This window comes from Phyllobacterium endophyticum (assembly GCF_003010935.1).
GTDB lineage: Bacteria > Pseudomonadota > Alphaproteobacteria > Rhizobiales > Rhizobiaceae > Phyllobacterium > Phyllobacterium endophyticum.
The window spans coordinates 65,621-91,414 of the sequence record NZ_PGGN01000001.1 but is presented as its reverse complement, the minus strand read 5'-3'; the positions used below and the strand labels follow the sequence as shown (position 1 = coordinate 91,414).

Sequence of the window (25,794 nt, the reverse complement as noted above, 5' to 3'; positions counted from 1 at the left end):
ATCATGAGTATCGTCAAATATAAAGGACGTGAATTATCTCTTCATAAAGCCTCGATCAACCAAATTTTTGGCTCAAGGACGGTACTGACAAACAGCCCTTGGACATTCGTTGCACTTTGGCTTAAACGCAACAAATTGGATAAAGGGCTCTTTTATTGGGGTCAGGCTGAAGAGTTTTACAAGGCATCGATAGGACTGCCACTTCAATCATCCCCACTACTTCTATACTATAGTTATATGAATGCAGTGAAAGCTCTTCTTGCCTCCAAGAATATTAATTTTCACGAGCATCATGGTGTCGGCAGACACGCCATTCCCGGTGCGAGCACCCGCGTAAATATATCAAATACCGGTATTCGAATTGCAAATCGCGGTGTCCTGTTTTCCTTGGCGCAATATTATCACGAACCTGAAGAGAGTAGGACACATTCGCTCAAAGAGATTTTGTTCAATCTGCCGTTCATCCATCGCACTTATTGCCTGTCTCATCCGGGTCAAGCGCAGATGTTTATGCCGATAGTGGAGCCCGTATATGCCTTCGACCGCCTTACGCGAAGGGCATATCTGAGATTTAAGATGTCCAAGGACCATACTAGCCGCCAAGCAATTAAACGACTGGCTCCGAATTTTGTCCCAGATCCGGGAAGCGACAGTTTTTTGCGGTCATCCGCTGATGTGGCAGTCAGCAGCGCAAGCCGCCCTTCGGCTGTCGACTTAGAGAATTTGGCTTCCCTTCGCCGTCAACTTCAAGGTTACCTGAACTATATAAACGGTGCGCAAACACTGTGGTACATAAAAGTCAATACCGCTGGTCCCACTCGGATTGAACGTCAAGTTCCCACGCTGGTACTGGCGGGTATGCACCGCCTGAGTGAACTTTGTAGATATGCACCTTTGGAACTGTCGGCTCATCTTTCAGGAAAATATAACTGGTTGCTCAGCGAGTTTATCCAGATGTCGCCAAACCAATTTATCGACGAAATTGCATCCGAACTAACGGGCTATCAGTTCCAGTCGCCAAATGTCCGTGCGCCAACATGAGGTACAAATGAAGATATACGTCGCCTGCGGGCTCACGCACGTTCCACGAAATCATTTTACCGAATACACCCAATTCATTCACCTGATTGCACAAAATTTGAAGTCGTTGGATAGCGTGGACGACGTAAAATATGCGTTGGTCAATAGTGACCCCCAGCTTGCGGACAAACCGTTTTCGGAAAGGGCGCGCTATTGTTACCTGTGGGATCGGAGGATGGTCGAGGAGGCCGATCTTGTGATCGCAGAAGCGAGTTTTCCATCAACTGGGATGGGGATTGAACTCCAGCTTGCTGATACAGCAGGAATTCCCGTTATTCTGTGCTTCAGAGATTATGATGGAAATAAAATTGATGAAGTCCAATACGAAAATCCGGACCATTCCCTACACTTATTACAGATTGGTGAAGGCTACATTTCACTCATGGCATTGGGAATGCCTAATGTTCGTTCGGTAATAAAATATCAAGATGAACGAGATGGTGTGTCGCAAATTCTGCAAGCTGCAAAATTCTTATAATTACTATCCCGAAATTCGACAAACCAGACCCAAAGGGGCAAAGCTATGATCAACGAAAATTCCGACGGCTTCGAGGCTCTCAACGATCTATCGCAACGACAAACTTTCGGCGAATGGCTTCTCCTGGAAATGCAACGCAAGGGTCTGTCGATCAACGCCCTCGCCGAAAAGACAGGCATCACATACACCGGCGTATGGAATATCGTTAAGGGTAATACCGTTTCTCCGAGGGAAGAGACAAGGTTGAAACTTGCAGCTGCATTGCAGGAAAACGTCCCCCCGCAGATCGAGGAGGACGAGAGACAGGCGTCGCCGATTGCAGGTTACGAATGGGCTGATTTCACCCCTTCAGACTTGGAAACTGTACCTGAAAAAGCGGGAATATATGTATTCTATGACATAACAGATCGACCAGTGTACGTAGGTAAATCTGTAGCGAGTGTTCGAATGCGTGTTAAAGATCACCAAACCAGATTTTGGTTTAAACATCCGCTTGTGGTCCGTGGGGCATTTCTTGCTGTCGCTGACGCAGATTTATGTAACAAAATTGAAGTTGTGCTTATTAAATTCTTGGGAAAGCATGCACTGCTGAATGTTAAAGGTGCGGTTCGCGATCTTGAAGACTGATAACTGAACGGCTTTGTATTGACGTCGCCAATTTCCCATGGCTGTCGCCTGAGAAATCAGTATTAAAGAGATAGACAAATCGTCAACATTTCGTGCAACACTGCAGCCGGGGGTAGATATGGTTGCATCGCTGAACTTTGGATTTCTTCGGCAGCATGACAGTAGGTTGGAAGACTTGGGTGCTCTTGGGGAAAAGTATTTCCGCGACGACCCAGCGACTTCCATTTTCAAGCTGAGGCAATTCGCGGAACTCCTCGCCAAGCTAATTTCCGCGCATCACGCCGTATACGAAATCGAGAGCTTCGACGCCATACTTCGGCGCCTTTCCTATGAACGTATTTTGCCTAAAGAAGCTGCCGACCTGTTCCATGCCATTCGAAAGGTCGGCAATGTAGCAGCGCATGAAATCAAGGGCACACATTCCGACGCATTGACGGCCCTCAAGTTTGCCCGTTCTCTTGGTGTTTGGTTTCACCGTACGTATGCTCGACAGCCGAACTTCAATCCTGGCCCCTTCGTTCCGCCCCCAGAGCCTATCGATGCTGCCGCAACCTTGCGGCAGGAAATAGTGGCCCTGCGCCAACAAGTTGCTGCGAGTATGGACGCTACTGCACGTGTCGAAGTTGAGAAGATGGAACTCGCACGTGCCCACGAGACGTCAGAGCAACGCTTCATGCGTGAAGCGCAAGATCGAACGATGTGGGAGGAGCTTGCTCAAAGCATTGACGCAGAAAAGGCCGCAGTCGAGGCGAAACTTTTTGAGCTGCAGAACGCCGCCAACGCCGCGCCGAAGGTCGCCGCAGAGTTTGTTGAACTCGGTGAGGTGGCAGCGGCCAAGATCGACCTTGACGAAAGCGAAACTCGTGCGTTGATCGATCAGCAGCTTCGGGATCGCGACTGGGAAGCAGATACAAAGGAGCTACGGTTTGGCAAGGGTATCCGTCCGGCAAAGGGTCGCAACATGGCGATTGCCGAATGGCCTACGACTAGTGGACCGGCTGATTATGCTTTATTCGTCGGCACAATGCTCGTTGGCGTCGTAGAGGCGAAGCGGCGGCGGAAGAATGTCTCGGCGGCTATTGATCAAGCCGAACGTTATTCATTCGGCATCAAGGACAGCGCCGACTTCGACGCGGCAGGCGGGCCGTGGGACGAGCATCGTGTTCCGTTTGTCTTCGCCGCCAACGGTCGATCCTACCTAAAGCAGATCAAGACCGAAAGCGGCATCTGGTTCCGCGATACTCGCCGCAGCGCCAATCATCGCCGCGTACTTGGAGACTGGCCGACGCCGGACGGGCTGGCTGGCCAACTTGAGGTTGATCAGGACGCGGCCACCGCTGCGTTGAAAGATAAGCCTTTCGATTTCGACTTTCCGCTGAGGCCTTATCAGGAGGGAGCTATCCGTGCCGTCGAGAATGCGCTGTCTGCAGAGCAAAGGTCGATGCTGGTAGCGATGGCCACTGGCACCGGCAAAACCAAGCTGGCAATTGCGCTGCTTTACCGTCTCCTTTCCGCGAAGCGGTTCCGCCGCATCTGTTTTGTCGTAGACCGCAGCGCCCTCGGGTATCAGACGGAAGGTGAGTTCTCAACTACCAAGGTCGTGTCAGGTAAGACATTCGCGGAGATTTTTGGGCTGAAGGGGCTGCAAGACGTAGCTCCCGACCTTGAAACCAAGGTGCATATCTGCACCATACAAGGGTTGGTTAAGCGTGTGCTCTACGCAACCGATACATCCGAAACCCCACCCATCGATCAGTATGACCTCATGGTCATCGACGAATGCCATCGCGGTTATCTCCTCGACCGGGAAATGTCCGATGCGGAGCTGAGCTTCCGGGGGCAGGAAGATTACATATCCAAATACCGGCGCGTTTTGGAATACTTCGACGCGGTGAAAATCGGACTTACGGCCACGCCCGCTCTGCACACGACCGACATTTTTGGCGAGCCGATCTTCAAATACTCCTATCGCGAGGCTGTGATCGACGGCTTCCTGATCGATCATGAGCCACCGATCCGCATCGAGACAGCCTTGGCGAGAGCGGGCATAAAGTTCGAGAAAAACGAGCAACTTGATCTGTTAAACACCCAGACAGGGGAGGTTGACCTTGCTCATGCGCCCGACGAAATTCGATTTGAAGTCGATCAGTTCAACAAGCAAGTTATTACACCGGAGTTCAACCGGGTTGTCGCCGAGGTACTGGCCAAGCACATTGATCCAGCGCTTCCCGGCAAGACCCTGATCTTCGCTGCGACCGACGCCCACGCCGACATAGTGGTCGATGCCATCAAGACGGCATTTGCCGACGCGTATGGCGAGATTGACGACACTGCCGTAAAAAAAATTACGGGTAGTGTGGACAAAGTGCAGAACCTCATCCGGTCGTATCGCAATGACGCCACCCCGAAGATCGTAGTGACAGTTGATTTGCTCACCACTGGCATTGACGTGCCGAAGATTGCTAACCTGGTTTTCCTGCGCCGGGTGAATAGTCGTATCCTCTACGAGCAGATGATCGGGAGAGCGACACGGAAGTGCGATGAGATTGGTAAAGAAGTTTTCCACATCTTCGACGCGGTGGACCTTTATCCGCACCTTCAAAACCTGACTGATATGAAGCCAGTGGTCGTCAATCCGTCGATTAGCTTTGAGCAGCTTGTGCGCGAGCTGATCAAGGCGACCAATGATGTCCAACGAGATGTGATCCGTGAACAGCTTGCAGTTAAGCTGCGGCGCCGTCTGAAGAAGCTGCCAGACGAAGCCCGAGAGCGGTTTGAGGCCGTCGCGGGTGAGACACCGGATGCTATGCTGAAACGTATACTCGACGGACCCGGCGCCGATGTTGCCGCATGGCTCTCCGCACGGTCAGCCGTCGCGCCGATCCTTGACTGGCAGTCGGACGGCGACAACCCGCGTTATGTGCCGATCTCGCATCACGCCGATGAGGTAGTGGCAGTGACACGTGGCTATGGCGATGCTGTTAAACCTGAAGATTTTCTCGAAGGCTTCTCTGTCTTCGTGCGCGATAACGTGAATACCATTGCCGCTTTGAAGCTTGTCGTACAGCGTCCTCGCGATTTGACCCGCGCTGATCTGAAAGAGCTTCGCCTTGCACTTGACCGCAAAGGCTATTCGGAAGCCAATCTACGCAGGGCATGGGCTGATGCCAAGAATGAGGAAATTGCAGCATCCATTATAGGATTTGTTCGTCAGGCCGCAATCGGCGACCCCCTGATTTCCTATGAAGATCGCGTGCGATCTGCAATGCGAACGATCATGGCTAGTCGTAAATGGACTGAACCACAAAAGCGTTGGCTTAAGCGTATTGGCGAACAGATCGAAAAAGAAGTCATTGTGGATCGCGAGGCCATAGACAAAGAACCCTTTATCACTGATGGAGGGTTCAACCGGCTTAACAAGGTCTTCGATGGAGAGCTTGAAAACATTCTTGGTGGGATAAATGAGGAAATGTGGCGTGCGGCATGAAAAATAGACCCAAACACAGCGGCATCGCTATATTAGAAACTCGTTGGTATAATTACATGAACGTGTCAATCGCACCTCTCTACACGATGGCCTGCGAAATGTTTCACGAAAACCATCCGCACACATATCATTATGAAACAGTAGGATCTCCCGAAGCATTCGGCGAGTGTCTTGAACGCGTGTCTGCCGATGAAAGAATTGATTATATTTATGTGGCCTCACACGGCGATAGAAAGCCGTATCGAATAGAGTTTCACAATGGAAAATCTATAACGCAAAAGCTCTTGCCCAGCTTTATGGCTAAATATCTAAAGCCCAATAAAATAAGAGGAATACATTTTGGCGTCTGTCATATCGGAACAGAAAAATTCTTAACTGATACTTTGGAGATATGCGAAGGGTTGACTTGGGTGTCTGGTTACTCAACCGAAGTCGACTGGATATATTCGGCAGCCTTGGACCAGCAATTTTTTTACACTCTGCTAAACAATAAGTTGGCAAATCCGCCGAACCAGATCGAAAAAGCGACCAAGAAAATCATGCAACTTATGAGCGGTGCATGCGAAGAACTGGGACTTAGCGTTTGTAAACGTGACGCCGATGGAAGCGTGAGAAATCTTGTGGAGAATGCAAAGTGACGACCACCAATGATATCGTAGCCAAGCTCTGGGGCCTTTGCAACGTTCTGCGCGATGACGGCGTCACCTACAACGAGTACGTCACGGAACTAACCTATCTTCTCTTCCTGAAAATGCTGGAGGAGACCGGGCGCGAGAACCGCTTGCCGGACAACTATCGCTGGGGGACGCTTGCCAAACGCGAAGGTCTTGAACAACTCGAATATTACAAGCGCATGCTGCTTGATCTTGGCAAGCCTGAAGTCAAGGATGTTCTTGTCCGGGCCATCTTTACCGATGCACAGACCCGGCTACGCAAGCCAACGAATTTGAAGGCATTGACTTCGAATATTGACCAGCTTGATTGGTTTTCGGCCCGCGAGGAAGGCCTCGGCAATCTCTATGAGGGCCTGTTGGAAAAGAACGCTTCTGATAAGAAATCCGGTGCGGGGCAGTACTTCACTCCACGTCCGCTGATCGACAGCATCGTGCGGCTAATGCAGCCGCAGCCGGGGGAGGTTGTGCAAGACCCCGCTGCGGGAACCGCGGGTTTTCTCGTAGCTGCTGACCGATACATCAAGGATCATTCAGACGACCTGTACAAACTGCCGGAAGCGCAGGCATTCTTTCAACGACACAATGCATTTGTAGGAGCGGAGCTTGTCCCAGATACCCATCGGCTCTGTATGATGAACCTTTTGCTCCACGGCATTGAAGGGGGGGTGGATAATATCGACACGTTGTCTCCTGACGGCGAGACACTGACAAAAGCCGACCTTATTCTCACCAATCCCCCGTTCGGCACCAAGAAGGGCGGTGGTCGTCCGACCCGCTCCGACTTCTCGGTGACGGCGGACACATCGAACAAGCAGCTAGCTTTCGTCGAGCACATCGTCCGCGCCTTGAAGCCCGGTGGGCGTGCTGCCGTTGTTGTCCCCGACAATGTGCTGTTCGAAGACAATACCGGCCGAAGGCTCCGCACATGGTTGATGGACCTCTGCAACCTGCACACTATCCTCCGATTGCCGACCGGCATCTTCTACGCGCAGGGTGTTAAAACCAATGTCCTGTTTTTCCGACGTGGCACCACAGACAAAGCGAACACCAGCGCTGTCTGGGTTTACGATATGCGAGCCAACATGCCCGCCTTTGGCAAAACCCGCCCTCTTACAGTCGCTGACTTCACCGAGTTCGAGGCCGCTTATGGCTCCGATCCGAACGGGGGTGCGGAAAGGAGTGAGTATAGCGAGGAAGGCCGGTGGCGACGGTTCAGTCGCGAAGTCATCACCGCTCGCAATGACAATCTCGACATCGCATGGCTGCGCGACACTGAGGCCGAGGCAGAGGAGGCGTTAACCGAGCCCGAAGACATTGCCGCCGCTATCATTGGCCACCTGAAAGCCGCGTTAGAGGAAATCGAGGCGCTTTCAGAAGAGCTGGAGCCGGATACTATAACAATCCCGGAAGCGGCAGAATGATGATAAAACCAAAGTCTTGGGAAGATACGATTTTCGGTGATGTAATTCTTACGATCCGTAACGGATACAACGTCACGCAGAACAAGGACGGGCTGGGCGTTCCGCTCACGCGTATCGAGACAATCGCTACGGGGCAGATTAATACAAGCAAAGTTGGTTATGGAGAGGGTGTGCCTCAAGAGTACAGACTTTGTGACGGAGACATACTCTTTAGCCACATAAACAGTGGTAAGCATATCGGTAAGACGGCCATATACAGGGATCGGCTAGGAGATTTGTATCATGGAATAAACCTTCTTAGGTTTACGCTTGCATCTGATGTAGACGTGGAATTTTTCGAGGCACAGTGCCGATATCTGCGTGCCGAAGAGGTGTTTTCTATGCGCGCTCAGCATGCTGTCAATCAAGCATCGTTGAACCAACAAGCAATTCGGTCCTTCCCATTTTCATTGCCGCCGCTACCCGAACAGCGACGTATTGTATCGAAGATAGATCGCCTTTCCTCGAAATCCAAACGTGCCCGCAATCACCTCGACCATATCCCTCGTTTGATCGAAAAGTACAAGCAGGCCGTTCTCGCTGCGGCCTACGAGGGACATTTTACTTCTGACAAAAGAAACGGCGGCGTTACGATCCGGATAGCCGAACTCGTCGTTAAACTTGATCAAGGATGGAGCCCCAAATGCGAGAGTGAACCGGCCAAATCAAACGAATGGGCTGTAATCAAGACTACAGCGATCCAACCGATCAACTTCGTTGCCAGTGCGAACAAAAAACTTCCCCCCCACCTCAATCCCCGCCCGGCAATCACCCTCAATGCTGGAGACGTACTGATAACGCGGGCCGGTCCGCGAAGCAGAGTGGCGGTTGCATGCATGGTGAACGAGGCTCATTCGCGATTAATGTTGTGCGATAAGGCGTATCGCCTTCGAGTTAACCCCAAAACTGCAGACCCAACGTTCATTACTTATATGTTGAACACCCCGCAATGTCTCGACGCCCTGGAGGAAATGAAGACAGGGATTAATGATAGCGGTCTCAATCTGACGCAGTCGAAGTTTCTCGATCTCCCAATTCCGAGCTTTTCAAAGGACGAACAGGCCGAAACCGTAAAATGTATCGAGAGAGCTTTTGCATGGATCGATCGATTTGCCTCTGAGACCACCGGTGCGCGTGGGCTGATTGACCATCTCGACCAAGCTGTACTAGCCAGTGCTTTCCGGGGGGAACTCGTGCCGCAAGACCCCGCGGATGAACCGGCAAACGCATTGCTGGAGCGTATAAAGTCCCAGCGCAACGCCAAACCGAAGTCGCGACGGCGCCAAGCGTCAGGAGGCGATTGTTGAAGGTCTACATAGCCAATTTTGGTCGCGAGAATTATGCTTGGCCCGATTGTTTAGCTCGGAATACCATCGCCACAATGAACGATATATCTGTGCAAGGCTTTTGGGAGGCCGGTGATCGCGAGAGCTACATTCAAAACAGGATGAAGCATGATAAGACAGCTGCTGGCATCACGCCAACACGTCCAGTCGCTTCGCGATGGTTCAACTTGATGACAACGATTGTCGAAAGCTCTGGAGACGTATGGATACACCGAGAAAAAAACCAACTGTGGTGGACGATTTCTCGCCAGGACGCGCCCTCGTTTGAACCGCTGAAGGAAACTTTTGGTGTCGGGCGAAACGTCATTATATGCCATAAACCCTGTGATCCTTGGGCACACGTAAACAGGGCTGGCAACAAGCTTGATTGGACGGGGCTCCACTCGCGTGCCAAAGAATTTATGTTCACGGAGGGTACGCTGCAGCAGCTCAGACCAGCTAATGCTGAATATGCGCTCGCTCTGATAAATGGCGATGATCTATCACCGTGGCATTCCCTTCAGGAGTGGAAAGCCAATGCTGAGCGAAAGAAGAAAAACCCTGCCATCACATTTAACGCTCGCCAAAATTCGATTGCTTACATGGCAATGATGGCCAAAGGCATTGTTGCCACATCGAATGGACAGGAAGTTCTGAAGACAGTGAAGAACAAAGAGCTCCGCATTCCTGACAGGGAGTTGGAGCCGTATTTGTCTGCACTCCTCGATGCACAAGAAGGACTTTGTGCCATAACAGGACTTCAGCTTCAACATCATGGATATGAGGACGACAAGGAGTTGCTGTGTTCACTCGACAGAATTGATAGCGATGGACACTATGAGTTCGACAACCTGCAAATCGTGTGTCGGTTCGTCAACCGTTGGAAAAGCAATGGTAAGGATACCGAATTCAGGAGGTTGGTCGCTTTATTGCGCGAATAGGATCGACGTCGGCTCTTAATTCTTGCGCCGTCGCGAATACATCATTTGGAGATTGTTAATGCCGGGAAAGTCAGAATTTTTTTGCAAAATTTTTTGCCGACGTCTGCGCTGATTAGTATGCTCGGTATGGGTTGTAGTGTCTGTATAGCGGGGGTGCCGGGTGGGTGGGGTTGGCCGAAGCTCACCCAATTGGAAGGGTATGTACTTGCTGTTAAACTAGTTTGATATCGTTCTCCCCAACTCGAGACGGCTCGACGGGATGCAGGAATGGATGCAGGATAAGCGCCACCCACGACAATTTCCTTAGGTAAATCAAATGTTTAAATATAATAGATGGCGGAGAGGGAGGGATTTGAACCCCCGATGGAGTTGCCCCCATGCCGCATTTCGAGTGCGGTGCTTTCAACCACTCAGCCACCTCTCCGCATAAGGGACTGTATCCCTGTCCATGAACCGAGATGAACCCGGCTGGTACCGCGATGCCCCAAGGGGCTCGGCTTGAGCGTGCGACCGGCTAGATAGCGGGCAAAGCTCGATCATACAAGAGCATTTTGCGTTAAATTTCTTGACTCAGCGGCAAACCTGATCCTATAAGCGCCCGACGACTGGCGTGGGGACTCTCCGCGCCGTTTGTTTTTGAAAATCGGGCGCCTGCTACGTGCGAGTATAAGTGCCTTTCGATCAATCTGTCACGACTGACAAAAAGACGGTTATTGCCGCAAAACGGCACTAAACCGAACCGAACTCCGAAAGGGAAAAAATGTTCGCAGTCATCAAGACCGGTGGTAAGCAGTATCGCGTTGCCGCCAATGACCTTCTGAAGGTCGAAAAAGTTGCCGGTAGCGCCGGCGACATCGTTGAATTTGCCGAGGTACTGATGGTCGGCGTCGGGGCCGAGGCGACGATAGGTTCTCCTGTCGTTGGCGGCGCGCTGGTAACAGCTGAAGTCGTCGAACAGGGACGCGCTCGCAAGGTTATCGCCTTCAAGAAGCGCCGCCGTCAGAATTCCAAGCGTACGCGCGGCCATCGTCAGGAATTGACGACGATCCGGATCTCGGAAATCCTAACGGATGGCGCGAAGCCTTCCAAGAAGGCCGCTGAGAAGCCGGCCAAGAAGGAAGCCGCTCCCAAGGCCGAAGCTGCGGCTACGGACGCAACCGACACGAAAGCCGCCCCAAAGGCCAAGGCTGCGCCGAATAAGGCTGCTGCCAAGGCTGAGAAGCCCGCATCGGGCGAATAAGAACAAGATTAGAGGAGCAATCCGATGGCACATAAAAAAGCTGGTGGTTCGTCACGCAACGGTCGTGACTCAGAATCGAAGCGCCTTGGCGTGAAGAAGTTTGGTGGCGAGCGCGTGCTTGCCGGCAACATCCTCGTTCGTCAACGCGGCACCAAGTGGCACCCCGGTGTCAACGTTGGCCTTGGCAAGGACCACACCCTGTTTGCACTTGAAGCAGGCACTGTTTCCTTCCGCACCAAAGCCAACGGCCGTAGCTACGTGTCGATCGTCAACCCGATCGCCGAAGCAGCAGAATAGCCGGTCCTGCTTGAAGCACCGGCGTCCCATCGGACCCGGTGTATGGCAACTGCCAAAAGATCAAAGGGGAGATGGGATAACCACCCATCTCCCCTTTCGTGTCTGGAGGATAGACAAATGGTTGCTGAAATACTGGAAGACGATGAGGAACGGCTGGATCTGATCGACTGTCCCGTTCTCGTTACGGAACGCCTCGTTCTGCGAGCGCCACGTAACGAGGATGTGGATGCAATTGCCCGTCTCGCCGATAATCTTCACGTGGCTGAAATGCTTTCCCGCATGCCGCACCCCTACACGAAGGAACATGCGGTAGATTTCGTACGCCGCGCAAATGCGGGCGAGATCGGCAAATGCGTCTATGCCATTACATTGGCGCAATCGGGAACGTTCATTGGTTGCTGCGGTATCAATTATCGTCGCAACAAGGATGAACATACGCCTTACCGCAAGGAGGAGCTGGAGATCGGCTACTGGCTGGGCGAATCCTATTGGGGCAAGGGTTATGCAACCGAAGCCGCGCATGCGCTCGTCGATCTGGTGTTCAGGGCGACACAGGTAGAAAAACTCTATGCTTCTTGCCGTGTATCCAACATCGCTTCACGGCGGGTCATCTATAAAAGCGGTTTTCAATATACCAACACTGGCATGATGGATTCGATCACCGCCGGAAATGTTCCGGTCGAGCGCTACATGCTTGACCGCAGGACGTGGATCGGACTGCGCAGCTGGACATCGTAAGTTTGACCGGTCGCCCAAGAATCGTGGCGACCGGTTTTCTTCTCCGGGATTTTCCTGTAATGCCTCGGACATCAAAAGGACTGAACTTTCATGAAATTTCTTGATCAGGCGAAAGTCTATATCCGTTCCGGCGACGGCGGTGCCGGTTCGGTATCATTTCGCCGGGAGAAATTCCTAGAGTTCGGCGGTCCGGATGGCGGCGATGGCGGCCGCGGGGGCGATGTCTGGGCGGAAGCGGTCGACGGTCTCAATACGCTTATCGACTATCGCTATCAGCAGCATTTCAAGGCCAAGACCGGCATGCACGGCATGGGCCGCAACATGACCGGCGGCAAGGGTGCCGATGTTGTTCTCAAGGTGCCGGTTGGCACGCAGATTTTCGAAGATGACAATGAGACGCTGATCTGTGATTTCACCGTCGTCGGGCAGCGCTACCGGCTTGCAAAAGGCGGCAATGGCGGGTTCGGAAACGTCCAATTCAAGACTTCGACCAATCAGGCGCCGCGCCGGGCAAACCCTGGCCTCGAAGGCGAGGAACGTAACCTTTGGCTCCGGTTGAAGCTGATCGCCGATGCTGGGCTTCTCGGCAAACCCAACGCAGGCAAATCGACGTTTCTTGCCAGTGTTACTGCCGCCAAGCCGAAAATCGCGGATTATCCGTTTACGACCTTGCACCCCAATCTGGGCGTGGCGCGCATCGATGCCCGGGAATTCGTTATCGCCGACATTCCGGGACTCATCGAGGGTGCACATGAGGGCGTAGGCATAGGGGACCGGTTCCTCGGCCACGTTGAGCGGACGCGTGTGCTTCTGCACCTCGTTTCGGCACAGGAAGAGAATGTCGGCGAAGCGTATAAAACCGTGCGCACGGAACTCGAGGCCTATGGTGCCGGACTTGCCGACAAGCTGGAGATCGTGGCGCTGAGCCAGATCGATACGCTGGACGCCGCGGCGCGCAAGAAAAAAGCCGCTGCTCTCAAGAAGGCGTCGGGGCGCGAGCCGATGCTGCTCTCGTCAGTCAGCCGTGAGGGCCTTGAGCAGGTCCTGCGCGCGCTATCGGCCATCATCCTGGAATCGCGCCAGTCGGAAACGCCCGTCGAGGTCGATAATCGCTTCAAATATTGAGTCGTGAAATGCCGGTGCAAACAAAACAACTACAGCAAAGCGACACGCCGGTAGATTCATTGCCGAAGCTTGCATCCTATCGCAGGATTGTAGTCAAGATCGGCTCGGCGCTGCTCGTGGACCGCGTCAGTGGCCTCAAGCGCGGATGGCTTGAAAGCCTTGGCGCCGATGTTGCCTCTCTAAGTGCATCGGGCGTGGAGATGATGATAGTCTCCTCCGGTGCGATCGCGCTTGGGCGGACTGTGCTGGGATTGCCAAAGGGGGCATTGCGGCTGGAAGAAAGCCAGGCTGCAGCGGCTGCCGGTCAGATCGAACTGGCCAAGGCCTACGCGGAAGTACTGAGCAATCACAAACTGCGCGCCGGGCAGATTCTGCTGACCCTCGCCGATACCGAGGAACGCCGCCGCTACCTCAATGCCAGGGCCACGGTAGGGACTCTATTGCGTTTGAAGGCCGTTCCCGTGATCAACGAGAACGACACGGTTGCGACTACTGAGATCCGCTATGGTGACAATGACAGGTTGGCGGCCCGGGTCGCGACGATGATGGGAGCGGATCTCCTGATCCTGCTTTCGGACATCGATGGGCTCTATGCCGCGCCACCGCACCAGAATCCGCATGCGGAATTTCTGCCCCTCGTCGACGCCATCACCCCTGACGTTGAAGCCATGGCCGGTGCTGCCGCATCGGAATATTCGCGCGGAGGCATGAAAACCAAACTCGATGCGGGCAAGATCGCCAATGCGGCGGGCACGGCGATGATCATCGCATCCGGAACTCGTCTCAATCCGCTTGCTGCCATCGACCGGGGCGAACGTTCGACGATGTTCAAGGCCAGCCAGACGCCGGTGAGCGCATGGAAGACCTGGATATCCGGTAATCTCGAGCCATCCGGACGGCTGGTCATCGATGAGGGCGCGCTTGTCGCCCTTAAATCCGGCAAATCATTGCTCGCCGCGGGTGTGCGCGAGGTTGCAGGCCAATTTACACGTGGCGATACAGTCGCGGTGTTCGGACCGGATGGTCGAGAGGCGGCGCGCGGGCTCGTTGCTTACGATGCGTCTGATGCCGTAAGGATTGCAGGACGCAAGACCAATGAGATCGCCGCGGTTTTGGGCTATGATGCCCGATCGGCCATGATCCACCGCGATGATCTGGTGGTGCGCGCAGTAAAACGCGTCGCAGGGACCAAGGAGTAAGAGATGTTGCGACGAGTGGATGCAGACCTGTCCGTTCCCGAGTTGATGGCTGAAATCGGTCGCCGGGCGCGTCTTGCCGCGCAATCTCTTTCCACCGCTTCGCCGGACCAGAAGACTGCAGCCCTCGTCGCCATGGCCGACGCTGTGGATCGCCGGACGGCGGCAATCCTCGACGCCAATAGCCGCGACATGGCAAACGGGCAGAAGGCAGGAATGTCCGCGGCTCTGCTGGATCGGCTCAAGTTGGATGAGAGCCGGGTCGCGGGCATATCCCAAAGCATTCGGGCCATAGCTGGTCTCAAAGATCCGGTCGGCGATGTGATCGCCGAATGGGACCGGCCCAACGGCTTGCACATAGAACGTGTCCGCACGCCGCTTGGTGTCGTTGGTGTGATCTACGAGAGCCGGCCAAACGTGACTGCGGACGCCGGTGCGCTATGCCTCAAATCCGGCAACGCCGTGATCCTGCGCGGTGGCTCGGACTCGGCCCATTCCTCATGCGCCATCCATGAAGCCTTGCTTGAAGGACTGTTAGCTGCGGGCCTGCCGGACGACGCGATCCAGCTCGTACCAACGACCGATCGCGCTGCCGTCGGTGAAATGCTGATGGGCCTTGCTGGAAGCCTCGACGTGATTATTCCGCGTGGCGGCAAAAGCCTTGTTGCCCGTGTGCAGGCTGAAGCACGCGTGCCGGTGTTTGCCCATCTCGAAGGCATTTGCCATCTTTACGTCGACGCGTCTGCGGATCTGGCAATGGCGCGCAGAATAGCTGTCAATGCAAAGATGCGCCGAACAGGCGTTTGCGGCTCGGCCGAGACACTTCTTGTCGATCGGATTGCGGCGCCAACGCATCTGGTGCCTCTGCTTCTAGATTTGAAATCGGCAGGATGTGAAATTCGCGGCGACAGCGCCGTGAAGGACTTGTTTGCCGATGTGGAGCTTGCGACCGAGGGTGACTGGTCGACGGAATATCTCGACGCGATCATTTCTGTGAAACTGGTTGATGGCGTCGATGGTGCGATCGAACATATCAACCACTATTCCTCGCATCACACGGAGGCCGTGATTGCGGAAGACCTTCGGGTGGTGGAGAGGTTTTTCAACGAGATCGACTCGGCCATTCTCCTGCACAATGCCTCGACGCAGTTTGCCGATGGCGGGGAATTTGGCATGGGAGCGGAAATAGGCATCGCGACGGGTAAAATGCATGCGCGTGGCCCGGTCGGTGTCGAGCAATTGACCTCGTTCAAATACCAGGTGCGCGGCAACGGCCAGATTCGTCCGTGAAACTGAAGCCAGAACCGCGGACAAGCTTCCCGGGTGTCAGCGAAACACACCTGCGTATGCCTTTTGTGGAAAAAGGTATGACAGTCGGACTGTTCGGGGGGTCGTTCAACCCGCCACATGCCGGTCATGCACTCGTATCCGAGATCGCGTTGCGGCGCCTGAAACTCGATCAGCTATGGTGGATCGTAACGCCCGGCAATCCGTTGAAGGATACGCGCCATCTGGCATCACTGGCTGATCGGATCGAGCGCTGCGAAGCACTGATCCACGACCCTCGGGTGAAGATCACGGCTTTTGAGGCTGCGCATCATATTCGCTACACCGCAGACGCTTTGGCGATGATCAAAGCTCGCAACCCAGGCGTACATTTCGTCTGGATCATGGGGGCGGATAATCTGGCGGATTTCCACCGATGGCAGCGGTGGCAGAAAATCGCATCGACGTTTCCAATAGCAGTGATCGACCGTCCGGGATCGACCTTGGCATTTCTTTCATCGCGGATGGCGAAGACTTTTGACTATGCGCGTATCGACGAAGATGACGCCGCATTGCTGGCCCGGTCGCTCGCACCGGCCTGGACCTTCATCCACGGGCCGAGGTCGCTCTTGTCATCGACCGCCATTCGCAATGGCGCGATGAAACCAAAGAGCTAGGTTCACGTTTTCCCTGCACGAGCCATGTTCGCGGCATGGCAGGTATTATCGGGTTAGTTCGTTATGACGTCTTGAAAGTGTCATACGACTCTGCCTATCTTAATAGCGTGCAGTATGAATATGAACTGCGTCGCGTTGTTCTTAAGGGAAAGGAAATACACTGAGAACAGCATTTCAGAAGAAGGATGCCTTGGCTCCTTCACCGGCAGAGATGAACGGTATTAATTCCGTATCTCTTGCCCTTCAATCAGTCCTTGCCAGTCTTGAAGACTCCAAGGCTGAAAACATCATCCCAATCGACCTTCGAGGCAAGTCCGTCATCGGTGATCACATGGTCATCGCGTCTGGCCGTTCGCATCGTCATGTTGCGGCTGTCGCGGACCAGCTCTTGCGCGCTCTGAAAGAGAGTGGCCAGGGCAACAATGCGAAGGTCGAAGGTCTTGCCGGCGGTGACTGGGTGTTGATCGACACGGGCGATATCATCATCCATATCTTCCGTCCCGAAGTTCGCGAGTTCTACAATCTCGAAAAGATGTGGCAAGCTCCCGAGCTCGACGGAGAGACCGTCCATTAGATTATGAACCGGGGTATCGGGTTATCCCCGATGCTCGACTGAATGACGGTTTTGCCGGTCGCAGACCGGGCGGACGTTTTCGCGACTTCACTGGTCCGATACCCGGAGTGCGCCATGCGTATCACTGTCTTTGCCGTGGGTCGGATGAAGTCGGGTCCCGAACGGGAGTTGGCGCATCGATATCTCGATCGCCTGAAAAAGACGGGCGCTCCTCTCGGTCTGGAATTCACATCCGTCATCGAGATAACCGAGAGCAGGGCGTCTCAGGCAGAACTGCGCAAGCAGGAAGAATCGGTGAAGGTCCTCGACGCGATGGAGCAGGGCGGCGTGCTTGTGCTCCTGGACGAGCGGGGGAAGACAATGCCATCCGAAGCGTTCGCGGCATCTATTGCCCGGTTCCGCGACGACGGCAAACGTCACCTTCTTCTTGCCATCGGCGGGCCCGACGGACATGACGCTTCATTGAGAGAACGCGCTGATCTCGTTCTCGCCCTTGGCGCGATGACGTGGCCGCACCAGATTGTGCGGATCCTTGTCGCCGAACAACTCTATCGGGCAACAACTATACTCGCGGGGCATCCTTACCACCGCGTCTGAGCTTCGTTCAGGTCTCATTCAGCCCAGTGCATCATAATGGGCCCTGCCGATCATTACGAAAATATGATGATCTCAACGATTTTCTGGCGAACCGCTCATCTCCATTTCTTGCTAGAATGGATGAGGCAGGGTGGTCCTTGGCCGGTGCAACTGTGGGCGGTGAGATGAGCAAAACAATCAAGCAAGGCAAGACCGCCTCCCCGGGGTCGAACGTGACATTCATGCCTGCTTCCGTTCCACCGGCGCGGAAGAAGACACGCTTACGCTTGTGGGTGTGGTTGCCGCTTGTCCTTGCCATTACAGCTGCAGGCTACTACGCCTGGAGGCAGTACAGCGTCTCCGCATCAGGTGCCGGGGTGATCACGCAGGTTGTCGCGCGCGGCAACGTGGAAAATGCGGTCACTGCAGTTGGTACACTCGATTCCATCAAATCCGTCGATGCAGGCGCGCAGGTCTCGGGTCAGTTGAAGGTGCTGCATGTCGAGATCGGCGACAAGGTCACGCAAAATCAGCTGATTGGCGAAATCGATCCTGCCACAATCCAGAACAGGATTGAAATTGATCAGGCGGAGCTTGCAAACCTGGAGGCACAGCTTGTTTCCAAGAAAGCGCAACTCGTGCTGAAGGAGGCCAATATTGACCGCCAGCGCAATCTGGTGGCGACGCGCAGCGTTTCACAATCCACGCTCGACCAAGCGATCGCAGATCTTGCTACAGCCGAAGCTGACGTGAGTGCTCTGGAAGCCCAGATACGCAAGCAGCAGGCGACGCTCGCAGGCGATCAGGTCGATCTCGGCTACACCAAAATCTATGCGCCCATGGCAGGCACGATTGCTGCCGTGCCAGTCAAGGAAGGCCAGACGCTAAATGCAAGCCAGACCGCGCCGACCATTGCAACGATCGCCGATCTGTCGACGATGACGGTCAAGGCGCAAGTGTCGGAGGCCGATGTGAGCAAGCTCAAAATAGGGATGGACGCTTACTTCACTCTCCTTGGGCAGCCGGGCAAGCAATATCGCGGAAAATTGCGCCAGATCCAGCCGACGCCGGATATCCAGAACAATGTCGTGCTCTACTACGCCCTGTTCGACGTCCCTAATCCCGATGGAGACCTGATGATATCCATGAGCGCCCAGGTCTTCTTCGTCCAGTCGATGGCGAACGATGTTCTTGTCGTGCCAAGTTCCGCTATTACGACTTCCGATGCGGCGCGCCGTCCGGAAAGCAGCGGCAACAACCAAAAGGCCGAGGTTATGGTCTTTACGCCTTCAGGTACGCAAGAAACACGCGAGGTGGAAGTCGGCGTTCGCAACCGGGTCAGTGCCGAAATCAAGAGTGGACTGAAGGAAGGCGAGCTTGTCGTCGTCGGGACGGGAGGCGATAACCCTACAACTACCCGCAATTCCGGCACTCGCTCTCAGCGCGGCATGCGCATGCCGCCGATGTTCTGACCATGAACGCACTGATTTCGCTTAGAGACATTAGCAAGACGTACCGCAATGGCGACCTCGCCGTTGAAGTCCTGCATGGGATATCACTTGATATCGAGCCGGGAGAATTCGTCGCAATCATCGGGCAATCCGGTTCCGGCAAATCGACTTTGATGAACATCCTTGGTTGTCTCGACCGGCCGACCGCAGGGGAATATCTGCTCGATGGCGAACATGTCTCCGGCTTCGATCCGGACGAACTCGCAGGACTGCGCAGGCGCACATTTGGGTTCGTCTTCCAGAGCTACAATCTGATCCCGACCGCAAGTGCACAAGAAAATGTCGAAGTTCCGGCAGTCTATGCGGGCGCGTCGGCGCGCGACAGGCATGACAGGGCGGAAGCGCTGCTCAGCTCGCTAAAGCTTGGTGATCGGCTCGACCACCGTCCCAACCAGCTTTCTGGCGGACAGCAGCAACGTGTGTCCATTGCGCGGGCGTTGATGAATGGCGGGCGGGTAATTCTGGCGGACGAGCCGACCGGAGCATTGGACAGCGAGAGTGGCGGCGAAGTCATGGCGCTTTTGCGCGGTATGAACGAGGGTGGCCATACGATCATCGTCATCACACATTCGCGCGAAGTAGCCGAGCAGGCTGATCGGTTGATCGAGCTGCATGACGGGCGCATCATTTCAGACAGAACCAAGAAGGGCCGCAGCAATCCTCACGCCGCCATGGGCCTGAAACAGAAGGCTTTTGAAGGCGTGGCGGCGATTGCCGACATATCCGAAGCAATCAAGATGGCCTTCCGCGCATTGCGGGCCAACCTGTTCCGCACGATTCTCACGTTGCTCGGCATCGTCATTGGCGTCGGGTCCGTCGTTGCTATGCTGGCAATCGGCACCGGCGCCCAAAATTCTGTGCTCGACCGGATTTCCTCCATGGGATCCGATCTTTTGGTGATCAGGCCGAACATGGCAAACTTTCGGGGTGGTACTGGCGGCAGCGTCGTGACCCTGATACCGGCCGATGCGGATGCTATCCGTGAACAGCCAAATGTCGCTTTCGCCGTGCCTGAAATGACGAGTACCGTTACCGTCCGCTATGGCAATGTGGACTATCAGACCACCGCAAATGGCACGGTTCCAGAATATACACAGGCGAAGTCATGGTCTGTAGGGAAGGGCGAGTTCATCAATCAGAGTGACATGATCAATTACGCTCCGGTTGCAGTTCTCGGTCAGACCGTTGTCAAAACGCTCTTCGCCGATGGGACCGACCCGATTGGCAAATATGTGTTCGTCAACAAAATACCGTTCCAAATCATTGGTGTAATGAGTGAAATGGGCGCGGGTATGGGAGGAAACGATCAGGACGATACGGTTTTGGTGCCCCTGACCACCGGAAGCATGCGGCTATTCGGTCAACGCAATGTTCGCTCGATCACTGTGCAGGTGAAGGATGGTACCGCGATAGACGTCACTCAGGAGACCATACAGGCTCTCCTCGACAGACGTCACAAGAAACAGGATACTCTCATCACCAACATGGCATCGATCCGCGAGGCGGTCACCGAAACATCGAACACGCTCAAGCTTTTTCTTGGGGCTGTCGCGGCGATCTCGCTCCTTGTCGGAGGCATCGGGGTGATGAACATCATGCTGGTGAGCGTTACCGAGCGGACGCGCGAGATCGGAGTGCGGATGGCTACCGGTGCACGGCAGCGGGATATTCTGCTACAGTTCATTATCGAAGCGCTTGTGGTCTCGGCTATAGGTGGTGCGATCGGCGTGGCAGCCGGTCTGGGAACGGGTATTCTCGCCAGGCTTCTCGGCGCCCCGATCAGTTTCACTATCGGACCCGTTGCGCTGGCCTTCGCCTGTTCATTCCTTACCGGTCTTGTCTTCGGCTACCTGCCGGCCCGTAACGCGTCGCGTCTTCAGCCGGCAGTTGCTCTTAGCTCGGAGTAGACGAGCTAGAAATCAAGTTCCAATTCGATGCCATTGTCCCGCCGGCGGCGAGGATATCGATCATCGTAACGGCCGTCTTCCCGATATCGGTCCCGGCCGCGTCTTCCATCGGTGAATACCGCGGCGCAGCCCTTATCGACCCAGATGGCACCTCGATTGTACCCCCAGCTGTCCCCGGCGATACAAGGGGTCTTTGATATTTGCCTCGCTATGCGAGGGCGGCGCATGTCCGCGTCACATTCCCTGTATCTGAACTTGCGCGATTCGCATCTGACCGTTTCCTGCGCTTGCGCCGGAACAGGGATGAACTGTGCGCCACCCAAGACTACGGCAAATGCCAATACATAACGGTACATTTTTCCCTCTCCGATAGATTCGACTCGCTTTTATGGTGCACTATTTTGAATTCCGGTTGGTCAGATTTGTTCCGTGCTGGTTAATTATCTTTCGTATTAGCCGAAGCGGGAGCCTTCGGAGCTCACGAGATCAGAAATAAAGGCTGAAACGGCAGTTATGCGGCGCAATGTACGTACCGACTCGTGATAGGCCAGCCAGTATGAACGCCGAATGGTACGCTCAGGCAAAACCGGCAGAAGATCGTCATGCTCACGCGCGATGAACATATGGAGAATGCCGATCCCTGCGCCGGCCCGAACCGCCTCGACCTGTCCAAGAGCACTGGATATCTCGAAAGCAGGCTTCCAGTCGCGAGTGATTTCGGGGGCGTAGTTCAGTGAGGGACTGATAACGAGGTCATCCACATAGCCGACAAGGCGATGCATGGAGAGTTCCTCGATGGTCTTCGGCGCTTCGCGTTCAGCCAGGTATGTGCGGCTGGCGTAAAGGCCGAGACTATAATCCACAAGCTTGCGGGCAACCAAACGACCTTGGTCCGGACGATCAACGGTGATTGCTATATCGGCTTCGCGGCGGGACAGCGAGAAAGAGCGGGGGACCGGAACGAGCTGAATCTTGAGATCAGGATAACGCGCCGTGAGAGAGGCAAGCCGCGGCGCCAGGAAGGTTACACCGAATCCATCCGGAGCGCCGATACGAACTGAGCCGGCAATAGCCACATCAGCATCGCCGAGCGATGAGCGGACCGACAGCATCTCCGCCTCCATGCGCTCCGAGGAAAGCAGGAATTCTTCGCCCGCCTGAGTGAGTTCACAACCGTTGGTGCGCCGGGTGAGTAGTTTTGTGTTGAGGTCGTTCTCGAGTGCCGTGATGCGTCTGGCGACCGTGGCATGATTAAGAGCAAGGCGTTTGGCCGCTCCGAGTATTTGCCCCGAACGAGCCACTGCCAGAAAAATGCGGACGTCATCCCAGTTCATAGAATGATGTTACTTCAATTATTGCACAACGGATACGCTTTTGCTCGGCTTGCAATAATATTTTTGAAGCGCGATAACATCAAGGAAATCCAGCTACTACAGGGAGGTTGCACGTTATGCGTGAAGTCGGACATTTTATCGGGGGCAAGCACGTGGCCGGAACGAGCGGTCGCACGACCGAAATCTTTCAGCCTATGGACGGGACAATCCAGGGTCGGGTCGCATTGGCAACCCCCGCGGAAGTGCGTGCTGCGGTTGAGAACGCCAAGGCGGCACAGCCAGGCTGGGCTGCAACGAATCCGCAGCGCAGGGTGCGCGTCATGCGTAAGTTCCTGGACCTGGTCGAAGCGGAGTATGACTCGCTTGCCGAGCTTCTTGCACGGGAGCACGGAAAAACAATCCCCGATGCCAAGGGAGATATTCAGCGTGGCCTCGAAGTCGTGGAGGTTTGCCTTGGTGCAGCCCATATGCTCAAGGGTGAATTCTCCGACAGTGCCGGCACAGGGATCGACGTCTACTCGATGCGGCAGCCACTCGGCGTCGTAGCGGGAATCACCCCTTTCAACTTCCCGGCGATGATTCCACTCTGGAAGGCCGGGCCGGCGATTGTCTCCGGCAATGCTTTCATCCTGAAGCCGTCGGAACGTGATCCCGGTGTGCCTATGCGCCTTGCCGAACTATTTATCGAAGCAGGACTTCCGGCGGGCATCTTCAATGTCGTCAACGGTGACAAGGAGGCCGTCGACACAATCCTGGACGATCCGGACATCAAAGCCGTAGGCTTCGTCGGATCGACACCCATCGCTCAGTATATCTATAGTCGCGCAACGGCGAACGGCAAGCGCGCGCAATGTTTCGGTGGCGCCAAGAATCACATGATCATCATGCCCGATGCGGATATGGATCAGACTGTCGATGCGCTTATTGGCGCAGGATATGGTTCGGCCGGTGAACGTTGCATGGCAATTTCCGTAGCCGTGCCAGTAGGCAAGGACACTGCCGACCGCCTCGTTGAGCGGCTTATCCCGCGTGTGGAGAGCCTGAAGGTTGGTCCGTCCACAGACATGTCCGCCGATTACGGGCCCGTCGTCACCAAACAGGCACTGGAGCGCATCCAGAATTATGTAAACCTCGGCGTGGAAGAGGGTGCCAAGCTTGTCGTCGATGGCCGTGGGTTCACGATGCAGGGCTATGAGAACGGCTACTATATGGGCGGCTGTCTATTCGATCATGTTACGCCGGACATGCGCATCTATAAGGAAGAGATTTTCGGTCCAGTCCTTGGCATCGTGCGCGCTGACACTTACGAGGACGCCATCCGTCTGCCGAACGAACATGAATATGGCAATGGCGTGGCAATCTTCACGCGCGACGGCGATGCTGCACGTGATTTCGCTTCTCGCGTCCAGGTCGGCATGGTTGGCATCAATGTGCCAATTCCAGTTCCGATCGCATACTACACTTTCGGCGGCTGGAAAGGGTCCGGTTTCGGCGATCTCAATCAGCACGGACCTGACGCTTTCCGCTTCTACACCAAGACCAAGACCGTTACGTCACGGTGGCCTTCAGGCGTCAAGGACGGCGCGGAATTCGTTATCCCGACGATGAAATAAGTAGAGGCCGCCGGAACTATCCGGCGGCTTTTTGCCTATGGCGCGAGCGTGCGAAGGTGGTCGACAAGTGTTGCGGCTTCGCTGGATGCGCGATCTGGATCGCGTGTGACTATGGCCTCGATCAGCGCCCGGTGCGCGCCTGCTGCCTGCTGGAGGCTGCCGGGTCTCTGCAAACGAAACCAGAAACGCCGGCTATGCGTTTGCAGCGGGGAAGCGACGCGGGCGGCGAACGGATTTTCAGCGGCCTGACCGAGCACCGTATCGAAGATCTTGTCGGCGACGAGAAAACTACTGACATCATCGGAAGCAAGCGCGAAACTCATCGCCTCCGAGGCCTCCTGCAATCGCTTGTGGTGCAATGCTGCACCGTAGCGCGCGGCATCGCGTGCAAGGACGCGCTCCACTCCCTCGCGCGCATCCAGAACCTTGGTAAAATCCTGAGGATTGAGTGCTGCAATGGCTATGCCAGAACGCGGCCTGATTTCCATCAGCCCCTCCCAAGCCAGCTTTTGAACTGCTTCCCTGACCGGTGTGCGACCCATCCCTGTGATATCAGTCAGGGCCCGCTCATTGACAATGGCGCCTGGCTCCAGCTTGAGCGTAACGATCATTTCTTCGATTTGGCGGTAAGCAAGTTCCGCCAGGCTCTCGCCGGACTGGGAAACCGAGTGGACGGCCGTTTGATACATGGGTCGTTCTTTCATTTTAAAGCGATTGACAGCAATAGGGTGTACAGATATATTTGTGATATATCAAGAAGGAGTGAGATTATGTGGGCAGGTGTGTTTCCGGCAGTTACCAGCAAATTCAATGAAGATGATAGTCTCGATCATCGGGAAATGGAACGCTGCTTCTCGCTGCTCATGGAAGCCGGATGCGATGGCTTGATCGTTGCGGGCTCGCTGGGCGAAGGGCCGATGCTTAGCCATGACGAGAAGATCGAAGTCCTGGCGACGGCCCAGAGGGTTGCCAAGGGCAAGCCCGTGCTGTTGACGATCAATGAGGCAGCCACACGCGATGGAGCCGCGCTTGCAAAGCGCGCGGCAAGGGCCGGCGCCAACGGTCTGATGCTTGTTCCAAGCCCGATTTACCACACCGATCCAGAAGAGACGGTGACGACGTTGAAGGCCGTTGCCGCAGCGGGGAATCTTCCCGTTATGATATACTCCAATCGGATCGCCTACCGCGTCGATGTCACAGGAGAGATCCTGGCCGAACTTGCCTCGGACGAGCATTTTGTTGCTATCAAGGAATCGTCCGACGATATCAGGCGGACCACGGATATCATCAATACTTTCGGCACCCGCTTCGATCTGTTTACCGGCGTCGACAATCTCGCATTCGAAGCGCTGACCGCCGGTGCAATCGGCTGGGTGGCCGGTCTCGTCACGGCGTTTCCGAAAGAGACCGTTGCGATCTATAAGCTCGTGACGGCAGAGCGTTATGCCGAGGCGCTGGAAATCTACCGCTGGTTCCGTCCACTGCTCGATCTCGATGTCTCGACCTATCTGGTCCAGAATATCAAACTCGCGGAGGTGCTTGAGATAGGCACCAATGATCGGGTTCGGTTACCGCGGCAGCCGTTGCGAGGCGATCGTCGCGCCACTGTTGAAAAGATCGTAAAGGATGCGATAGCTTCCCGCCCCAAATTGCCCTTCTAGCCAGCTC

Annotated in this window: 24 protein-coding genes and 1 tRNA gene; 21 read left to right on the top strand and 4 right to left on the bottom strand. The window is 54.9% G+C overall.

Translation table 11 applies throughout. The annotated features are described in order from the left end of the window. Positions 1-3: 3 nt before the first annotated feature. The 8 genes from CU100_RS00455 (at position 4) to CU100_RS00420 (ending at position 10,072) form a co-directional block, all read left to right on the top strand. The gene (locus tag CU100_RS00455; RefSeq protein WP_106714609.1) at positions 4-1,041 is read left to right on the top strand and encodes a YaaC family protein; all 1,038 of its coding nucleotides are present in this window, start codon (positions 4-6) and stop codon (positions 1,039-1,041) included. 7 nt (positions 1,042-1,048) lie between these two features. Further along, positions 1,049-1,558, top strand: a complete 510-nt coding sequence (locus CU100_RS00450; RefSeq protein ID WP_106714608.1) for a hypothetical protein — start codon at positions 1,049-1,051, stop codon at positions 1,556-1,558. Positions 1,559-1,603: 45 nt separating this feature from the next. Then, positions 1,604-2,185 carry a hypothetical protein gene (locus CU100_RS00445; protein WP_183635501.1) on the top strand — a complete coding sequence of 194 codons (582 nt, stop codon included), beginning with the start codon at positions 1,604-1,606 and terminating at the stop codon, positions 2,183-2,185. A 118-nt stretch (positions 2,186-2,303) separates the two neighbouring features. Continuing rightward, positions 2,304-5,672 (top strand): type I restriction-modification system endonuclease, encoded by a 3,369-nt coding sequence (gene hsdR, locus CU100_RS00440; RefSeq protein ID WP_106714607.1) that lies wholly within the window; start codon positions 2,304-2,306, stop codon positions 5,670-5,672. Further along, on the top strand, positions 5,669-6,310 hold the full coding sequence (locus tag CU100_RS00435) for a hypothetical protein (RefSeq protein WP_106714606.1): 642 nt from the start codon (positions 5,669-5,671) through the stop codon (positions 6,308-6,310). The genes hsdR and CU100_RS00435 overlap by 4 nt, the downstream gene beginning before the upstream one ends. Beyond that, on the top strand, positions 6,307-7,767 hold the full coding sequence (locus tag CU100_RS00430) for a class I SAM-dependent DNA methyltransferase (RefSeq protein ID WP_106714605.1): 1,461 nt from the start codon (positions 6,307-6,309) through the stop codon (positions 7,765-7,767). The genes CU100_RS00435 and CU100_RS00430 overlap by 4 nt, the downstream gene beginning before the upstream one ends. Then, positions 7,764-9,113: a restriction endonuclease subunit S gene (locus CU100_RS00425; protein ID WP_106714604.1), complete on the top strand. Its 1,350-nt coding sequence runs from the start codon at positions 7,764-7,766 to the stop codon at positions 9,111-9,113. The genes CU100_RS00430 and CU100_RS00425 overlap by 4 nt, the downstream gene beginning before the upstream one ends. After that, positions 9,110-10,072 (top strand): hypothetical protein, encoded by a 963-nt coding sequence (locus tag CU100_RS00420; RefSeq protein ID WP_106714603.1) that lies wholly within the window; start codon positions 9,110-9,112, stop codon positions 10,070-10,072. Before CU100_RS00425 ends, CU100_RS00420 begins: the two co-directional genes overlap by 4 nt. A gap of 334 nt (positions 10,073-10,406) precedes the next feature. Here the strand turns inward: CU100_RS00420 and CU100_RS00415 are convergent. Then, positions 10,407-10,496 (bottom strand) — tRNA-Ser (locus CU100_RS00415). 336 nt (positions 10,497-10,832) lie between these two features. On the opposite strand from CU100_RS00415, the gene rplU reads away from it, so the two are divergent. From rplU to CU100_RS00360, 11 genes are all read left to right on the top strand, one after another. Continuing rightward, positions 10,833-11,312: a 50S ribosomal protein L21 gene (gene rplU, locus CU100_RS00410; RefSeq protein ID WP_106714602.1), complete on the top strand. Its 480-nt coding sequence runs from the start codon at positions 10,833-10,835 to the stop codon at positions 11,310-11,312. Between the two features lie 24 nt (positions 11,313-11,336). Then, entirely contained in the window at positions 11,337-11,609 is a 273-nt protein-coding gene (gene rpmA / locus CU100_RS00405) for a 50S ribosomal protein L27 (RefSeq protein WP_099997631.1), read from the top strand. 117 nt (positions 11,610-11,726) lie between these two features. Beyond that, positions 11,727-12,347, top strand: coding sequence for a GNAT family N-acetyltransferase (locus CU100_RS00400; protein ID WP_106714601.1), 621 nt, complete (start codon positions 11,727-11,729; stop codon positions 12,345-12,347). Positions 12,348-12,437: 90 nt separating this feature from the next. Beyond that, positions 12,438-13,472 carry a GTPase ObgE gene (gene obgE / locus CU100_RS00395; protein WP_106714600.1) on the top strand — a complete coding sequence of 345 codons (1,035 nt, stop codon included), beginning with the start codon at positions 12,438-12,440 and terminating at the stop codon, positions 13,470-13,472. Positions 13,473-13,480: 8 nt separating this feature from the next. Continuing rightward, on the top strand, positions 13,481-14,671 hold the full coding sequence (gene proB, locus CU100_RS00390; protein WP_106714599.1) for a glutamate 5-kinase: 1,191 nt from the start codon (positions 13,481-13,483) through the stop codon (positions 14,669-14,671). 3 nt (positions 14,672-14,674) lie between these two features. Continuing rightward, positions 14,675-15,958 (top strand): glutamate-5-semialdehyde dehydrogenase, encoded by a 1,284-nt coding sequence (locus CU100_RS00385; RefSeq protein ID WP_106714598.1) that lies wholly within the window; start codon positions 14,675-14,677, stop codon positions 15,956-15,958. Positions 15,959-16,014: 56 nt separating this feature from the next. Beyond that, complete coding sequence (locus CU100_RS00380; protein ID WP_106715904.1) at positions 16,015-16,611, top strand: nicotinate-nucleotide adenylyltransferase; 597 nt, start codon at positions 16,015-16,017, stop codon at positions 16,609-16,611. 211 nt (positions 16,612-16,822) lie between these two features. Continuing rightward, entirely contained in the window at positions 16,823-17,185 is a 363-nt protein-coding gene (gene rsfS, locus CU100_RS00375) for a ribosome silencing factor (protein WP_106714597.1), read from the top strand. A gap of 114 nt (positions 17,186-17,299) precedes the next feature. Next, positions 17,300-17,782, top strand: coding sequence for a 23S rRNA (pseudouridine(1915)-N(3))-methyltransferase RlmH (rlmH, locus tag CU100_RS00370; RefSeq protein WP_106714596.1), 483 nt, complete (start codon positions 17,300-17,302; stop codon positions 17,780-17,782). A 164-nt stretch (positions 17,783-17,946) separates the two neighbouring features. After that, positions 17,947-19,233 (top strand): efflux RND transporter periplasmic adaptor subunit, encoded by a 1,287-nt coding sequence (locus CU100_RS00365; protein WP_106715903.1) that lies wholly within the window; start codon positions 17,947-17,949, stop codon positions 19,231-19,233. Positions 19,234-19,235: 2 nt separating this feature from the next. Continuing rightward, on the top strand, positions 19,236-21,179 hold the full coding sequence (locus CU100_RS00360) for a MacB family efflux pump subunit (protein ID WP_106714595.1): 1,944 nt from the start codon (positions 19,236-19,238) through the stop codon (positions 21,177-21,179). Between the two features lie 5 nt (positions 21,180-21,184). Here the strand turns inward: CU100_RS00360 and CU100_RS27605 are convergent, their stop codons facing one another. Both CU100_RS27605 and CU100_RS00350 read right to left on the bottom strand, forming a co-directional pair. Further along, positions 21,185-21,535, bottom strand: a complete 351-nt coding sequence (locus tag CU100_RS27605) for a DUF3011 domain-containing protein (protein WP_106714594.1) — start codon at positions 21,533-21,535, stop codon at positions 21,185-21,187. Positions 21,536-21,631: 96 nt separating this feature from the next. After that, positions 21,632-22,513: a LysR family transcriptional regulator gene (locus tag CU100_RS00350; RefSeq protein ID WP_106714593.1), complete on the bottom strand. Its 882-nt coding sequence runs from the start codon at positions 22,511-22,513 to the stop codon at positions 21,632-21,634. Positions 22,514-22,629: 116 nt separating this feature from the next. Here CU100_RS00350 and CU100_RS00345 point away from each other — a divergent pair, with 116 nt between their 5' ends. Beyond that, positions 22,630-24,126, top strand: coding sequence for a CoA-acylating methylmalonate-semialdehyde dehydrogenase (locus tag CU100_RS00345; RefSeq protein ID WP_106714592.1), 1,497 nt, complete (start codon positions 22,630-22,632; stop codon positions 24,124-24,126). 35 nt (positions 24,127-24,161) lie between these two features. On the opposite strand, the gene CU100_RS00340 is transcribed toward CU100_RS00345, so the two are convergent. Then, entirely contained in the window at positions 24,162-24,815 is a 654-nt protein-coding gene (locus CU100_RS00340; protein ID WP_106714591.1) for a GntR family transcriptional regulator, read from the bottom strand. An 81-nt stretch (positions 24,816-24,896) separates the two neighbouring features. On the opposite strand from CU100_RS00340, the gene CU100_RS00335 reads away from it, so the two are divergent. After that, positions 24,897-25,787, top strand: a complete 891-nt coding sequence (locus CU100_RS00335; protein ID WP_106714590.1) for a dihydrodipicolinate synthase family protein — start codon at positions 24,897-24,899, stop codon at positions 25,785-25,787. Positions 25,788-25,794: the final 7 nt, after the last annotated feature.

What these genes read in the sequence shown, in the direction of transcription:
- CU100_RS00455 (WP_106714609.1), top strand. Translation starts at nt 4, where the DNA reads ATGAGTATCGTCAAATATAAAGGACGTGAATTATCTCTTCATAAAGCC.
- CU100_RS00450 (WP_106714608.1), top strand. Translation starts at nt 1,049, where the DNA reads ATGAAGATATACGTCGCCTGCGGGCTCACGCACGTTCCACGAAATCAT.
- CU100_RS00445 (WP_183635501.1), top strand. Translation starts at nt 1,604, where the DNA reads ATGATCAACGAAAATTCCGACGGCTTCGAGGCTCTCAACGATCTATCG.
- hsdR (WP_106714607.1), top strand. Translation starts at nt 2,304, where the DNA reads ATGGTTGCATCGCTGAACTTTGGATTTCTTCGGCAGCATGACAGTAGG.
- CU100_RS00435 (WP_106714606.1), top strand. Translation starts at nt 5,669, where the DNA reads ATGAAAAATAGACCCAAACACAGCGGCATCGCTATATTAGAAACTCGT.
- CU100_RS00425 (WP_106714604.1), top strand. Translation starts at nt 7,764, where the DNA reads ATGATGATAAAACCAAAGTCTTGGGAAGATACGATTTTCGGTGATGTA.
- rplU (WP_106714602.1), top strand. Translation starts at nt 10,833, where the DNA reads ATGTTCGCAGTCATCAAGACCGGTGGTAAGCAGTATCGCGTTGCCGCC.
- rpmA (WP_099997631.1), top strand. Translation starts at nt 11,337, where the DNA reads ATGGCACATAAAAAAGCTGGTGGTTCGTCACGCAACGGTCGTGACTCA.
- CU100_RS00400 (WP_106714601.1), top strand. Translation starts at nt 11,727, where the DNA reads ATGGTTGCTGAAATACTGGAAGACGATGAGGAACGGCTGGATCTGATC.
- obgE (WP_106714600.1), top strand. Translation starts at nt 12,438, where the DNA reads ATGAAATTTCTTGATCAGGCGAAAGTCTATATCCGTTCCGGCGACGGC.
- proB (WP_106714599.1), top strand. Translation starts at nt 13,481, where the DNA reads ATGCCGGTGCAAACAAAACAACTACAGCAAAGCGACACGCCGGTAGAT.
- CU100_RS00385 (WP_106714598.1), top strand. Translation starts at nt 14,675, where the DNA reads ATGTTGCGACGAGTGGATGCAGACCTGTCCGTTCCCGAGTTGATGGCT.
- CU100_RS00380 (WP_106715904.1), top strand. Translation starts at nt 16,015, where the DNA reads ATGCCTTTTGTGGAAAAAGGTATGACAGTCGGACTGTTCGGGGGGTCG.
- rsfS (WP_106714597.1), top strand. Translation starts at nt 16,823, where the DNA reads ATGAACGGTATTAATTCCGTATCTCTTGCCCTTCAATCAGTCCTTGCC.
- rlmH (WP_106714596.1), top strand. Translation starts at nt 17,300, where the DNA reads ATGCGTATCACTGTCTTTGCCGTGGGTCGGATGAAGTCGGGTCCCGAA.
- CU100_RS00365 (WP_106715903.1), top strand. Translation starts at nt 17,947, where the DNA reads ATGAGCAAAACAATCAAGCAAGGCAAGACCGCCTCCCCGGGGTCGAAC.
- CU100_RS00360 (WP_106714595.1), top strand. Translation starts at nt 19,236, where the DNA reads ATGAACGCACTGATTTCGCTTAGAGACATTAGCAAGACGTACCGCAAT.
- CU100_RS27605 (WP_106714594.1), bottom strand. Translation starts at nt 21,535, where the DNA reads ATGTACCGTTATGTATTGGCATTTGCCGTAGTCTTGGGTGGCGCACAG.
- CU100_RS00350 (WP_106714593.1), bottom strand. Translation starts at nt 22,513, where the DNA reads ATGAACTGGGATGACGTCCGCATTTTTCTGGCAGTGGCTCGTTCGGGG.
- CU100_RS00345 (WP_106714592.1), top strand. Translation starts at nt 22,630, where the DNA reads ATGCGTGAAGTCGGACATTTTATCGGGGGCAAGCACGTGGCCGGAACG.
- CU100_RS00340 (WP_106714591.1), bottom strand. Translation starts at nt 24,815, where the DNA reads ATGTATCAAACGGCCGTCCACTCGGTTTCCCAGTCCGGCGAGAGCCTG.
- CU100_RS00335 (WP_106714590.1), top strand. Translation starts at nt 24,897, where the DNA reads ATGTGGGCAGGTGTGTTTCCGGCAGTTACCAGCAAATTCAATGAAGAT.